This is a genomic window from Vibrio sp. YIC-376 (assembly GCF_052353105.1).
In the GTDB taxonomy this organism is placed as follows: domain Bacteria; phylum Pseudomonadota; class Gammaproteobacteria; order Enterobacterales; family Vibrionaceae; genus Vibrio.
The window spans coordinates 230,297-243,206 of record NZ_JBBWFK010000004.1 but is presented as its reverse complement, the minus strand read 5'-3'; the positions used below and the strand labels follow the sequence as shown (position 1 = coordinate 243,206).

Sequence of the window (12,910 nt, the reverse complement as noted above, 5' to 3'; positions counted from 1 at the left end):
TATTGACTCATAGGTCGCAAACTTGTTGGTTCTGAAGTTGCAAACTTATAGACACAAAGGCGCAAACTGACCACGAGTTAAGGTCAGCAGATCCTGAGGAGCGAGTTCAATTTCCAGCCCTCGTTTGCCGGCACTCACACAAATAGTGTCTTGTTCCATAGCACTTTCATGTAAAAAAGTGGGCAGTGCTTTCTTTTGGCCAAGCGGACTGATGCCCCCTACTACATAGCCCGTTGTTTTCTGAGCAATATCAGGGTCAGCCATATCAGCTTTCTTTCCCTTTGCGGCTTTTGCTGCCAGCTTGAGATTCAATTTTTGATCAACTGGGATGATGGCTACCGCAAGGTTTTTCGGTTCGCCATTTAAACAAAACAGCAAAGTTTTAAATACTTTTTTTGGATCTTGCCCCAACACCTCTGCAGCTTCTAGTCCATAGCTTTCTGCTCTCGGGTCGTGCTCATACTGATGAATGGTGTGTGGGACTTTCTTCTTTTTCGCAAGGTTAATGGCCGGAGTCATCAAGATTCTCCTTATAAAAATAAAAAACGCAGCTCCCGTCTAATGGGAGCTGCACTTTTAGTTAATGATATCAGCGAGATTGAGTCAATCGCTTTTTCACTATGAGGCTCTACTGATAAATAACCGTGTCAGTTGCGTATTTGATTTGACCCGTAGGTGCATAACGATTGACATCAATCGGACTGTGAGACTCGAGATAATCTTTTAATACTTCAGCATCGGTAAATCCCGTATTCACGTAGCCCGCATGAGTATCAATTTTTGGATAACCATCACCACCCGCTGCGTTATAGCTTGGTACGGTAAAGCGGTAGCTACCATCTAAACGAAGTTGTTTATCCCCAATAAAGACATTCGTGACTTTGCCATTTTCAATACTCATTGCAATGCCAGCAAATTGAGCATAAGCACCAGAATCCACGGGCTTAGTTGCCACAACATTCAGATAATCAAGAACCTCTTGGCCCGACATATCCACATACGACACCATATTGCCAAATGGCTGAACCGTCAGAACATCTTTGTAGGTAATATCCCCTTTTTCAATAGAGTCGCGAACACCACCTGAATTCATCACAGCAAAATCGGCTTTAGCACGCTCCATATGAGCCGTAGCGATCAAGCGGCCAAGATTAGTCTGCTTAAAGCGAACCACATCACGATCACCTTCCAGCTTGCCATTTGACTCAGCAATTTTAACGTTGAGTTTCCCCTGGCCTTTTTCTTGATACGGACGCAGGAAATCAAGCATGGCATTATCCTGAGCTATTTCATCTTCAACAAGAATGTGCTGTGACTGTCCGTTTATTTCCACTTTTTTCTTCAAGTTGACTGGGATGAGATCATAACTCACCATCGAAAGCTCACCATTGTGGAACTCGTAATCGGCACGCCCAACATACTTGCCCCACTCATGGGCTTGAACAATATAGGTGCCGTTCTGCTGGTCTGGTTGACACTCATCACCCGGTTGGAAGTTTTTCGTCACAACGTTTGGACCTTCCATACAAACCGGCTCTTGTGAATGGCCACCAACAATCATGTCCAAATCTCCAGTGCCTAAGTAACGCGCCAACGCCACGTCACCTGGAGCATTGATACCCCGCTTACCATTTTCATAATGTCCCATGTGGGTAACAGCAAAAATCAGGTCCGGATACTCGGTCTTTTTCAGCTCTGCGATTAGCTTTTTCGCTTCTTCCTTTGGATCACGAAAGTCTATTTGACTGATAAATTCAGGGTTACCTAATTTTGCCGTGTCTTCCGTGGTGAGGCCAATAACAGCTATTTTGATGCCTTGCTTATTAAACATGGCATATGGCTGAAACATGCGATCACCCGTTTTTTTGGAGTAGATGTTGGCAGACAGCATCGGGAAAGTTGCCCACTCTTGCTGCTTAAACAAAACGTCTAACGGGTTGTCAAACTCATGATTACCTAACGCCATCGCATCGTAACCAATTTTGCTCATGCCTTTAAAGTCAGGCTCTGCATCCTGTAGATCGGATTCTGGAACTCCGGTATTAATGTCACCACCAGAAAGAAGCAACACACTTCCTCCCTGTGCTTCCACCTCTTCACGCACATCATCAATCAGCGTTTTACGCGCAGCCATACCATATTCTTCATATTTGTTCTGCCAAAAACGACCATGGTGATCGTTGGTATGCAACACAGTTAATCGATAAGTCGTATCTTTATTCCATTGAGGGATAGGTTGAGTTGCACATCCGGCAAGAGTAGCCAGGATGACCGCACTCAACGCGGTTTTTACCATCAGACGCTGCTTCATTGTTTTACCTTTTTCTTTTATTGATTTGCTGCTTTGCATTTGAAAGATGCTCGTAGACCACCTCATTCAAGCGAGGAAGAACATCCTAAGCCATTGATTTCTTAATTATGGTCGATTGTCTTCGAATCTCAAACTCATCAATCCCAGTTTGAGAACTTCGTTCTTTCGGATAAAAAAATAGCCAACACACGGTTGGCTATTTATCAGTTTGAAATGAACTTCGATTATTTAATATCGATGTCCGCAAAGCTCTTAATTAAGTCGTCTAACGCTTTCATTTGCGCCAGGAACGGCTCTAGCTTGTCTAGTGGCAATGCTGATGGACCGTCACAACGTGCTTGATCTGGATTTGGATGCGCTTCAATAAACAGACCAGCAATACCCGTTGCCAGGCCTGCTTTTGCCAGCTCAACCGTCTGCTCGCGACGACCACCTGAAGCTGCACCTGACGGGTCACGCATTTGTAGTGAATGAGTAACGTCAAAAATGATTGGGCTACCTTTTGATGCCTTCTTCATTACGCCGAAACCTAGCATGTCTACCACTAGGTTGTCGTAACCGTGGCAAGATCCGCGCTCACACAGAATGATTTTATCATTGCCACACTCAGCAAACTTCTCAACGATGTTACCCACTTGACCAGGGCTCATGAACTGAGGTTTCTTCACGTTGATAACTGCACCTGTTTTCGCCATTGCCTCAACAAGGTCGGTCTGACGTGCAAGGAACGCAGGAAGCTGAATAACATCTACCACATCTGCCACTGGCTGTGCCTGTGCTTCTGTGTGAACATCCGTGATGATTTTCACGCCAAAAGTGTCTTTTAGCTCTTGGAAGATCTTCATACCTTCTTCAAGACCAGGACCACGGTATGAATGAACAGAACTGCGGTTAGCTTTATCGAACGACGCCTTAAATACGTAAGGAATGCCCAATTTGTCCGTTACTTTTACATAGTGCTCACAGATCTGCATAGCAAGATCACGAGACTCAAGAACGTTCATACCTGCAAATAGGGTGAATGGCTTGTCGTTAGCAACCTGAATGTCGCCAATATTAACGATTTTCTGTTCCATTTTGATTCTCTTTTTCTATCTACGATAAGCCTTATCCGGCTTATCGATAACATTAGTGAAGCGTGACGTGTTTTTCACTCATCACGTTTACTTGTGATTTTAGTAGCTCAGATGCCGGGTCATCAGGGCACTGGTCAATAAAGTATTGGAAATCAGACGCGGCAACTTGATGACACTCTAACTGCTGGAAGATAAAACCGCGGTCTCGTATTTCATATGGGTCATCGGGTACAAACGTAAGAGCCAGATTGGTACAGCGCAGCGCGAGAGTATATCTCTCCTCACGTAGCATGGCACTTTTGATCAGAGCAAGCCAGCGACCAATGATTGTTGGGTTGTCCGCTTCTGCGAAATGCTCTGGTTTGAGCTGAGCTAACGGACCTTCCTGACCAATTAACCAAGCCTGAAGAATCCTTTCGCCAACATATTCGCCATTAAACGGGTTGATATAGTCAGGCTTCTTATGCATCCAATCCACTTTGAGCAAGAACTGTGTTGGGAAGGAGATGCCTTTTAGTGGGAACCCAAGCTTGTTACCCAAATACAACATGATTGCGCCCAGACTCACTGGAATACCTTTTTTACGCTCCAACACTTTGTCAATAAAGCTGTTGTCAGAGTTAAAGTACTCTTGGTCATCGCCCTTAAAGCCCCACTCATGGAAAAAAAGACGCAGGAATGAATCAAAGCGTTGCTCTTCATCGCTTTCATATACTAAAGCGGCTTCCGCTTCTTGATACAGACGTTCCAGCTCTTGTTTTGCCCAATGAACATTGGTCTCCGAGTCAACAGACTTGTTCAGTTCTAAAGCGCCTTCCACCAGCGCCATGTTGTCAAAATCTTCGTCAAAAAAATCAAGCATGACGTTTACCCAAATAAAGTTGGACTCTTAGAAACTGCAATATTAGCCGCCATAACCAGCCAGCCAAGCGCTCCAAAGAAGCCGAAAATTTGCAGCAATTTATTTTTAGCCAACTTCAAAGCGAAGAAGCCCAAAGCAATGTACGCTAACACACAGGTGATCTTGTTGGTTAACCATGGAGCTGCGTCAGTAAACGGAATAAAGCCCGTTACGAAGATAAGAGCGATACCTGATACCAGCAACGCAGTATCAACAATGTGTGGGAACACTTTAAGAATACGACTGTTGCGTTTTGGAGAGTTCATCATCATCAACGCAAATCGGATCGACAACAAAGTGGCACTTAGCGCGATGGTTACGAGGTGAATATGTTTTAGAGCTACGTACATTTTTCTTCTCTTTTAATGAATGACTGCTGACTGACTCGTTATTGTTCTAAGGCAAAACAACCGAGCGTTACTCGATCGTTACCACCATAATCTTTTTCAGTGACGACTTGCTGATAACCAAAGTTATTCATGATGTCTCTCACTGCTTGTCCCTGATCATAACCGTGCTCAAACACAAGCCAACCACCCTCTTCGAGATACTGACGAGCAAGATCCGAAATATGACGAATATCTGCCAGACCGCCTTCATCGGCTACAAGTGCCGATTTTGGTTCGAAGCGAACATCACCTTGAGCTAAGTGCGGATCTTTTTCATCGATATACGGTGGATTAGAAACGATTAGAGCAAACTTTGTTCCCGGAGCGATAGGTTCGAACCAGCTACCTTGGTTAAATATCACATTTTTGATGTTTAACTGAGCAGCATTGAACTCAGCCAGCTCCTTGGCCTCTTGTTTTAGATCAACACCCATCACCTGACGCTTCGGCAGTTCAGATGCCAGCGCTAACGCGATTGCACCAGTACCTGTGCCCAAATCTAAGATAGGCCCAGTCTGCTCGTAGGTTTTGTCCAAAGCGACTTCGACCAGGCGCTCGGTATCCGGTCTTGGGATCAAAGTAGAAGGAGAAACTTTCAGTGGTAACGACCAGAACTCACGTTCACCGACTATGTAAGCGACTGGCTCTCCAGTCAGTCGTCTTTCAAGTAAGGTTTCAAATTGAGTTTGCTGTTCTTGTTCCAGTGCTTTCTCTGGCCAGGTAAGAAGATATGTTCTTGGCTTTCCAAGAACATGACAAAGAAGGACAGCTGCATCAAGAGAAGGCGACTCTTTGCCGCCTTCTGTCAGTTTTGCCGTGGCACTTTTCAGTGCTTGCTCAATAGATTGAACCTGGCTCATCGATTAAGCGTTCTCAGCTAGCGCCGCTAGTTGGTCTGCTTGGTGCTCTTGAACAACAGGATCGATCAAGCTTTGTAGTTCACCTTCCATCACTTCATTCAAACGGTAAACCGTAAGGTTGATGCGGTGGTCGGAAACTCGGCCTTGTGGGTAGTTGTAAGTACGAATACGGTCGCTACGATCACCAGAACCTAGCAGGTTACGACGCGTGTCTGATACCTCTGCCGCTCGCTTAGCTTCTTCTGCCTGAATAATACGTGCAGCAAGAACAGCCATCGCTTTCGCTTTGTTTTTATGCTGTGAACGCTCGTCCTGACACTCTACGACAGTACCCGTTGGCAAGTGAGTAATACGGATTGCAGAATCCGTGGTGTTAACGTGCTGACCACCCGCGCCTGATGAACGGAAAGTATCAATTTTAAGGTCCGCCGCTTTGATTTCTGGAATCTCAGCTTCTGGTACTTCCGCCATAACAGCAACGGTACAAGCTGAAGTGTGAACACGACCTTGAGATTCAGTTGCAGGTACGCGTTGTACGCGGTGACCGCCTGACTCGAATTTCAATACACCGTAAGCGCCATCACCGCTTACTTTTGCAATCATCTCTTTGTAACCGCCGTGCTCTGCTTCATTTGAAGACATCACTTCAATACGCCAGCCTTTCTTCTCCGCGTACTTACTGTACATACGGAATAGATCACCAGCAAAGATGCCCGCTTCATCACCACCCGCACCTGCGCGGATTTCCAGGAAACAGTTGCGATCATCGTTTGGATTTTTTGGCAGAAGAAGAATTTGCAGTTCATCAGCAAGACGCTCAATCGCGGCTTTGGCTTCTTTCATTTCTTCCTGCGCCATTTCACGCATTTCTTCGTCGTCTTCTTTTGCCATCTCTTCAGCGGCTGCAAGATCGTCTTGCGCTTGTTGATAAGCTTGGAAGCACTTAGTTACTTCCTCTAGCTGAGAGTACTCTTTAGATAGAGCACGGAATTTGTCCTGATCGCCGATTACATCAGGATCACCAAGAAGATGTTGAACTTCTTCGTAACGTTCTACTAGCGTTTCTAGCTTAGTCAGAATAGAGGCTTTCATAGTGTCGTTTTCTTAATAAAAAAGCGTGAGTTACAGATCATCCAAACCAAGAGTTTGTCGGATGACCGTTAATTTTGCTGGTTCGCCTTGCTCCGCTGCACTTTGCAGTGCTCGTGTTGGGGCGTGAATCAGTTTGTTGGTAAGTTTATTACTGAGCTCGCGCAGCACTTTCTCAGGGTCTGTGCCAGCCGCTAATGATTGCAGACTTTTGCTCAATAACTCTTCACGTATATTGTTTGCTGACTCGCGATAATCGCGAATACTGTCTACCGCTTGCAGTGAACGTAGCCACGTCATAAACGCAGCACTTTCCTCACTGACAATCGCCTCTGCCTGAATCGCTTCTACTTTACGTTGCTCAATGTTGCTGTCGATTATCGACTGCAGGTCATCTACTGAGTACAAGTAAGCATCATTCAGTTCACCGACTTGAGGCTCTACGTCTCGAGGGACAGCAATATCAACTAATAAGATAGGTTGATGACGACGTTTTTTCAGCGCCGTTTCGACCATCCCTTTACCAATAATAGGTAACGGACTTGCTGTTGAGCTAATCACAATATCAGCTCTAGCAAGATGGTCAGGTATTTCATTTAAGCTAATCACTTCTGCACCGAACTGCTCAGCAAGAACTTGTGCCCGCTCTTTCGTGCGGTTAGCCACAATCATTTTTGTGCAGCCGTTCGAGGCTAAGTGCTTGGCAACCAGTTCAATGGTTTCACCAGCTCCGACCAAGAGTACTGTGGAGTCAGATAGTGATTCAAAAATATGTTTAGCCAGCGTACATGCAGCATAGGCCACGGACACCGCATTACCACCAATATCAGTTTCAGTACGAACACGTTTCGCGACAGAAAAGGTCTTTTGGAACAGTTTATCAATCGATGCATCCACCGTCTGATGTTCACGTGAGTCGGAAAAAGACTGTTTTACCTGCCCCAAAATTTGAGGTTCACCTAAAACCAGAGAATCGAGACCACATGACACCCGCATCAGATGTTTGATCGCGGATTGCTCTTCATGCACGTACAAACTCGGCATCAGCTCTTCACGACTCACCTGATGAAACTGCACAAGCCAATCGATTAACTTGTTTCGCGCGCCTTGCTTCACGTCGCAGTACAGTTCAGTTCGGTTACAGGTTGAAACAATAACACTGCCGTTAACCGCTTCGTGCTCTCTAAGTTGCTTGAGGGCTGGCCCGAGTTTATCAGGTCCAAACGCCACTTTCTCGCGCAAGTCGACAGACGCTGTATTGTGATTGATTCCAATAGCAAGCAAGGACATCTAACGTGGTATCTCTGAGATCGAATATTAAATAGGTTCAGAATTTTACTGTAAGCACGCATTTATTGAAAGGGCAAGCCGGATTTGTTTTCCTAAGTCCGTCTTTTCAATGCTATAGTTGTGAGCGAACGCCGATGAAACTGATTAATAAGCCATCAAACATGACCTTACGCCCCTTTATTATTTTTGTCTTGTCGAGTCTGCTGCTTGCTGGCTGTACCTCTGTTCCGGAAAGCATCACCAGTGTGGAATGGCAAACTCATGAGAAAAAACTTGAAACCATTCAAGATTTTCAGGTTACCGGCAAACTCGGTTATATAGGCCCAGACCAACGACAAAACCTGAATTTTTTCTGGAAACATTCAGCAGCCTTCAGCCAACTTCGCTTAACGACGATTCTTGGTCAGACAGCATTAAACCTCACCATCACGCCACAAGGTGCCACGGTAGAGACCTACGATGACCAAGTACTCTCTGCGCGTCATGCCAATCAACTGATCTACCGACTCACAGGCTTAATGATGCCTGTTGAACATATGCCAGACTGGTTACTCGGTTTACCAACCGATGCAGACACATTCCAACTCTCTCCAGCCAATACATTACAAGCATTGAACAAACAGATTGGCCAAAACGATTGGAACATTGCCTACCAACGTTACAGCGATGTTCAATGGCATAAACAGACCCTGCCACTGCCTAACAAACTGAAGCTGTCTACGTCGGACGTAAAAATAAATCTACTGATCACCAAATGGAACATCACTCAATGATCGACATTTCAACCCGTTGGCCTTCACCTGCGAAATTGAATCTCTTTCTATATATTAATGGTCGTACTGAAAACGGTTATCACGAACTACAGACTCTTTTCCAATTCGTTGATCATGGTGATGAACTCACGATCCAAGCCAATCATTCAGGAGAAGTCACCCTTTCTCCTGAGATTGAAGGTGTCCCTCTTCATGATAATTTAATTTGGAAAGCTGCAACCGCGCTACAAAAATATGCTGACTGCCCACTGGGTGCCCACATTGATCTTAATAAAGTTTTGCCTATGGGTGGCGGTATCGGCGGTGGTTCTTCAAATGCTGCGACCGCGTTAGTCGCGCTTAATTACCTCTGGCAACTGAATATCAGTGACGATGAACTCGCTGAGATTGGCTTGAAACTTGGCGCAGACGTGCCAGTATTTGTACGTGGATTCGCCGCATTTGCAGAGGGCGTGGGTGAAAAACTCTCTCCAGCTTATCCGGAAGAAAAGTGGTATCTCGTCGTCAGACCAAACGTCTCTATCGCGACAGTTGACGTATTTCGTCATCCAGATCTCACAAGAAACACCCCAAAACGAGATCTAGCCACACTTTTAAACACCCCAAACGTAAACGATTGCGAAAAAATTGTACGAATGCTTTACCCAGAGGTTGATAAGCAACTTTCATGGCTGCTACAATATGCGCCGTCAAGATTGACTGGGACAGGATCTTGCGTTTTTGCCGAATTTTCGAGCAAATCAGAAGCAGAAACTCTCCTTGCACAACTCTCTGATGATGTCTCGGCATTTGTCGCTCAAGGGCGCAATATTTCGCCACTAAAAGAGACTTTGGCTGAATACCAATCAGCCTCACACCGACCTAATTAAAACTGGACGCAAACCCGAGGTTTCCACCGTGCCTGATATGAAGCTATTTGCTGGTAACGCAACACCTGAACTAGCCCAACGTATTGCTGATCGTCTTTACATTTCTCTTGGTGATGCATCTGTTTCTCGCTTTTCTGATGGCGAAGTTGCAGTTCAAATCAATGAGAATGTTCGTGGTAGCGATGTTTTCATCATTCAATCCACTTGTGCACCGACTAACGACAACCTAATGGAATTGGTTGTTATGATTGATGCAATGCGCCGTGCTTCAGCAGGCCGTATCACTGCAGTTATCCCTTACTTTGGCTACGCTCGTCAGGATCGTCGTGTACGTTCTGCTCGTGTGCCAATCACTGCAAAAGTTGTTGCTGATTTCCTATCTAACGTTGGTGTTGACCGCGTTCTAACTATCGACCTACACGCAGAGCAAATCCAAGGCTTCTTCGATGTACCTGTAGACAACATCTTCGGTACACCAGTACTGCTTGAAGACATGCAAGCTCGTGGTCTGGACAACCCAGTAGTGGTTTCTCCTGACTTAGGTGGTGTTGTTCGTGCTCGTGCAACAGCTAAAGCACTAGGTGATATCGACATCGCTATCGTAGATAAGCGTCGTCCACGTGCAAACGTTTCTGAAGTTATGAACCTTATCGGTGATGTTGAAGGTCGCGACTGTGTGATCGTTGATGACATGATCGATACCGGTGGTACTCTGTGTAAAGCGGCTGAAGCTCTTAAAGAGCGCGGTGCAAAGCGTGTATTCGCTTACGCAACTCACGCAGTATTCTCTGGCAACGCAGCAGACAACATCAAGAAGTCTGTTCTTGACCAAGTTATCGTAACTGACTCTATCTCTCTATCTAAAGAGATGGCTGCGACAGGTAAAGTAACCACACTAAGTCTATCTCGCATGCTTGCTGAAGCGATCCGTCGTATCAGCAACGAAGAGTCAATTTCTGCAATGTTCAACTAATTCGGACATTTCAGTTACACTGATTTTTAAAACACCCCTACTTGGGGTGTTTTTTATTTGTGCGCAGGATAAAGGGAGATGTTACGCGTTGAGACTGATTTAACTCAAAAGATCTATCTCACCCTAGTTCACCCACTGCCAATATTCTGTGCTATCATACTGCGCTTTTTGAGATTCCAGAGAGATCCTAACCTTGAGTCAACAAATCAAACTTCTCGTTGGTCTTGCTAATCCGGGACCAGAATATGCCAAAACTCGCCATAATGCGGGGGCTTGGGTTGTAGAAGAATTAGCACGCGTTCATAAAATTACCCTAAAGAACGAACCAAAGTTCTTTGGTCTGACTGGACGCATCATGGTCAACGGACAGGATCTCCGTTTGCTCATTCCAACCACTTTCATGAATCTATCTGGCAAATCTATCGCTGCTTTAGCGAAGTTTTACCAAATTAAGCCAGAAGAGATCATGGTTGCTCATGACGAGCTAGACTTACCGCCAGGTGTCGCTAAGTTTAAAAAAGGTGGTGGTCACGGCGGGCACAATGGCCTGCGTGACACAATTAGCAAACTAAGCAACAACAAAGATTTTTATCGTCTCCGTATTGGCATTGGCCATCCGGGACACAAAGATAAAGTGGCAGGTTTTGTACTGGGTAAAGCTCCGGAAAAAGAACAAGAGCTTTTAGACGCTGCAACCGATGAATCGGTGCGTTGTCTGGACATTCTGATTAAGGATGGCCTATCAAAAGCACAAAATCGCCTCCACACGTTCAAAGCTGAATAAGGTTACTATCATGGGTTTTAAATGTGGCATCGTTGGTCTTCCAAACGTTGGTAAATCAACTCTGTTCAACGCACTAACTAAAGCAGGCATCGAAGCAGCAAACTTCCCGTTCTGTACCATTGAACCAAACACTGGTGTAGTTCCTGTGCCAGATCTACGTCTAGATGCTCTAGCAAAGATCGTTAACCCACAGAAAGTGCTGCCTACTACAATGGAATTTGTAGACATCGCTGGTCTGGTTGCGGGTGCATCACGTGGTGAAGGACTTGGTAACAAATTCCTGGCAAACATCCGTGAAACTGACGCAATCGGTCACGTAGTGCGTTGTTTTGAAAACGACAACATCGTGCACGTATCAGGTAAAGTATCTCCGATTGAAGATATTGAAGTAATCAACCTAGAGCTTGCACTGGCTGACCTTGATTCTTGTGAACGCGCTATCCAGCGTAACGCTAAGAAAGCAAAAGGCGGCGACAAAGACGCGAAATTCGAATTGACTGTACTTGAAAAGCTTCTGCCAGTACTGACAGAAGGTGGTTCTGCTCGTACCGTTGAGCTTTCAAAAGAAGAGCTAGAAGCCGTTGGTTACCTGAACTTCCTGACTCTAAAACCAACAATGTACATCGCTAACGTGAACGAAGATGGTTTTGAAGACAACGAATACCTAGATGCGGTACGTGAATTCGCGGCAAAAGAAAACAACGTTGTTGTACCTGTTTGTGCAGCGATTGAGTCAGAAATGGCCGAACTAGAAGATGATGAACGTCAAGAGTTTCTGGCAGATCTAGGTATCGAAGAACCTGGTCTAAACCGCGTGATCCGCGCGGGTTACGAACTGCTAAACCTTCAAACTTACTTCACCGCAGGCGTGAAAGAAGTTCGTGCATGGACAATCCCTGTAGGTGCAACGGCACCAAAAGCTGCAGCGAAGATCCACACTGACTTTGAAAAAGGCTTCATTCGTGCAGAAGTTGTTGGTTACGACGATTTCATTGAATACAAAGGTGAAAGTGGTGCGAAAGACGCGGGTAAATGGCGCCTAGAAGGTAAAGAATACATCGTGAAAGACGGTGATGTTGTACACTTCCGCTTCAACGTTTAATTAAATGAATGAATTTTAAACACTTCATTTACATAAAGAGCCAGCTACCATGCTGGCTTTTTTTATACCTTCAACAAACTACCTAAAGTTAACTACCCCGCTGCAAGCTAATTTATTTCCAGTTTTAGATCATAAACACACCTCTTTGTTTAAAAAGGAAGCGAACGAGGTTTTTTCCGGGATTTATTTAAAAAAACTGTTGACGGATCTCACTCAACTTCGCATAATGCGCGCCGTTCCCGACAACAAGGCAACAAGGTGTTGAGAGCGAAAAACATGGTTTTGGCTACGTAGCTCAGCTGGTTAGAGCACATCACTCATAATGATGGGGTCACAGGTTCGAATCCCGTCGTAGCCACCATTCCTAAACACTCTGTTGAAGAGTAGTTAGGAATAGATGCGGAAGTGGCGAAATTGGTAGACGCACCAGATTTAGGTTCTGGCGCCGCAAGGTGTGAGAGTTCGAGTCTCTCCTTCCGCACCATGTTTTAAG

At 45.3% G+C, this 12,910-nt stretch carries 13 protein-coding genes and 2 tRNA genes; 7 read left to right on the top strand and 8 right to left on the bottom strand.

Going from position 1 to position 12,910, the window contains the following annotated elements; all coding sequences use genetic code 11:
* Positions 1-45 precede the first annotated feature (45 nt).
* The 8 genes from ybaK to hemA form a co-directional block, all read right to left on the bottom strand.
* A complete protein-coding gene (ybaK, locus tag WJM94_RS10160; RefSeq protein ID WP_444494112.1) occupies positions 46-519 on the bottom strand; it encodes a Cys-tRNA(Pro) deacylase in 474 nt (157 codons plus the stop codon).
* A 109-nt stretch (positions 520-628) separates the two neighbouring features.
* Positions 629-2,311: a bifunctional UDP-sugar hydrolase/5'-nucleotidase UshA gene (ushA, locus tag WJM94_RS10155; protein ID WP_444494111.1), complete on the bottom strand. Its 1,683-nt coding sequence runs from the start codon at positions 2,309-2,311 to the stop codon at positions 629-631.
* 224 nt (positions 2,312-2,535) lie between these two features.
* A complete protein-coding gene (gene kdsA / locus WJM94_RS10150; RefSeq protein ID WP_444494110.1) occupies positions 2,536-3,387 on the bottom strand; it encodes a 3-deoxy-8-phosphooctulonate synthase in 852 nt (283 codons plus the stop codon).
* A gap of 52 nt (positions 3,388-3,439) precedes the next feature.
* Positions 3,440-4,249 carry a SirB1 family protein gene (locus WJM94_RS10145; RefSeq protein WP_444494109.1) on the bottom strand — a complete coding sequence of 270 codons (810 nt, stop codon included), beginning with the start codon at positions 4,247-4,249 and terminating at the stop codon, positions 3,440-3,442.
* A 5-nt stretch (positions 4,250-4,254) separates the two neighbouring features.
* Positions 4,255-4,638 (bottom strand): SirB2 family protein, encoded by a 384-nt coding sequence (locus tag WJM94_RS10140; protein WP_444494108.1) that lies wholly within the window; start codon positions 4,636-4,638, stop codon positions 4,255-4,257.
* 38 nt (positions 4,639-4,676) lie between these two features.
* Complete coding sequence (prmC, locus tag WJM94_RS10135; RefSeq protein WP_444494107.1) at positions 4,677-5,537, bottom strand: peptide chain release factor N(5)-glutamine methyltransferase; 861 nt, start codon at positions 5,535-5,537, stop codon at positions 4,677-4,679.
* Positions 5,538-5,540: 3 nt separating this feature from the next.
* Positions 5,541-6,629: a peptide chain release factor 1 gene (prfA, locus tag WJM94_RS10130; RefSeq protein WP_444494106.1), complete on the bottom strand. Its 1,089-nt coding sequence runs from the start codon at positions 6,627-6,629 to the stop codon at positions 5,541-5,543.
* Positions 6,630-6,659: 30 nt separating this feature from the next.
* On the bottom strand, positions 6,660-7,916 hold the full coding sequence (hemA, locus tag WJM94_RS10125) for a glutamyl-tRNA reductase (RefSeq protein WP_444494105.1): 1,257 nt from the start codon (positions 7,914-7,916) through the stop codon (positions 6,660-6,662).
* A gap of 134 nt (positions 7,917-8,050) precedes the next feature.
* On the opposite strand from hemA, the gene lolB reads away from it, so the two are divergent.
* The 7 genes from lolB (at position 8,051) to WJM94_RS10090 (ending at position 12,901) form a co-directional block, all read left to right on the top strand.
* The gene (gene lolB / locus WJM94_RS10120; protein ID WP_444494104.1) at positions 8,051-8,689 is read left to right on the top strand and encodes a lipoprotein insertase outer membrane protein LolB; all 639 of its coding nucleotides are present in this window, start codon (positions 8,051-8,053) and stop codon (positions 8,687-8,689) included.
* Entirely contained in the window at positions 8,686-9,558 is an 873-nt protein-coding gene (gene ispE, locus WJM94_RS10115) for a 4-(cytidine 5'-diphospho)-2-C-methyl-D-erythritol kinase (RefSeq protein ID WP_444494103.1), read from the top strand. Before lolB ends, ispE begins: the two co-directional genes overlap by 4 nt.
* 28 nt (positions 9,559-9,586) lie before the next feature.
* Positions 9,587-10,531 carry a ribose-phosphate pyrophosphokinase gene (locus WJM94_RS10110; protein WP_444494102.1) on the top strand — a complete coding sequence of 315 codons (945 nt, stop codon included), beginning with the start codon at positions 9,587-9,589 and terminating at the stop codon, positions 10,529-10,531.
* A 193-nt stretch (positions 10,532-10,724) separates the two neighbouring features.
* Positions 10,725-11,315: an aminoacyl-tRNA hydrolase gene (pth, locus tag WJM94_RS10105; RefSeq protein WP_444494101.1), complete on the top strand. Its 591-nt coding sequence runs from the start codon at positions 10,725-10,727 to the stop codon at positions 11,313-11,315.
* A gap of 10 nt (positions 11,316-11,325) precedes the next feature.
* Positions 11,326-12,417, top strand: a complete 1,092-nt coding sequence (ychF, locus tag WJM94_RS10100; protein WP_444494100.1) for a redox-regulated ATPase YchF — start codon at positions 11,326-11,328, stop codon at positions 12,415-12,417.
* A 284-nt stretch (positions 12,418-12,701) separates the two neighbouring features.
* Positions 12,702-12,778 (top strand) — tRNA-Met (locus WJM94_RS10095).
* Between the two features lie 38 nt (positions 12,779-12,816).
* Positions 12,817-12,901: transfer RNA gene (locus WJM94_RS10090), tRNA-Leu, on the top strand.
* Positions 12,902-12,910 lie beyond the last annotated feature (9 nt).

Excerpts from the sequence above, each read along its gene's own strand:
- ybaK (WP_444494112.1), bottom strand. The coding sequence starts at position 519 with ATGACTCCGGCCATTAACCTTGCGAAAAAGAAGAAAGTCCCACACACC.
- ushA (WP_444494111.1), bottom strand. The coding sequence starts at position 2,311 with ATGAAGCAGCGTCTGATGGTAAAAACCGCGTTGAGTGCGGTCATCCTG.
- kdsA (WP_444494110.1), bottom strand. The coding sequence starts at position 3,387 with ATGGAACAGAAAATCGTTAATATTGGCGACATTCAGGTTGCTAACGAC.
- WJM94_RS10145 (WP_444494109.1), bottom strand. The coding sequence starts at position 4,249 with ATGCTTGATTTTTTTGACGAAGATTTTGACAACATGGCGCTGGTGGAA.
- WJM94_RS10140 (WP_444494108.1), bottom strand. The coding sequence starts at position 4,638 with ATGTACGTAGCTCTAAAACATATTCACCTCGTAACCATCGCGCTAAGT.
- prmC (WP_444494107.1), bottom strand. The coding sequence starts at position 5,537 with ATGAGCCAGGTTCAATCTATTGAGCAAGCACTGAAAAGTGCCACGGCA.
- prfA (WP_444494106.1), bottom strand. The coding sequence starts at position 6,629 with ATGAAAGCCTCTATTCTGACTAAGCTAGAAACGCTAGTAGAACGTTAC.
- hemA (WP_444494105.1), bottom strand. The coding sequence starts at position 7,916 with ATGTCCTTGCTTGCTATTGGAATCAATCACAATACAGCGTCTGTCGAC.
- lolB (WP_444494104.1), top strand. The coding sequence starts at position 8,051 with ATGAAACTGATTAATAAGCCATCAAACATGACCTTACGCCCCTTTATT.
- ispE (WP_444494103.1), top strand. The coding sequence starts at position 8,686 with ATGATCGACATTTCAACCCGTTGGCCTTCACCTGCGAAATTGAATCTC.
- ychF (WP_444494100.1), top strand. The coding sequence starts at position 11,326 with ATGGGTTTTAAATGTGGCATCGTTGGTCTTCCAAACGTTGGTAAATCA.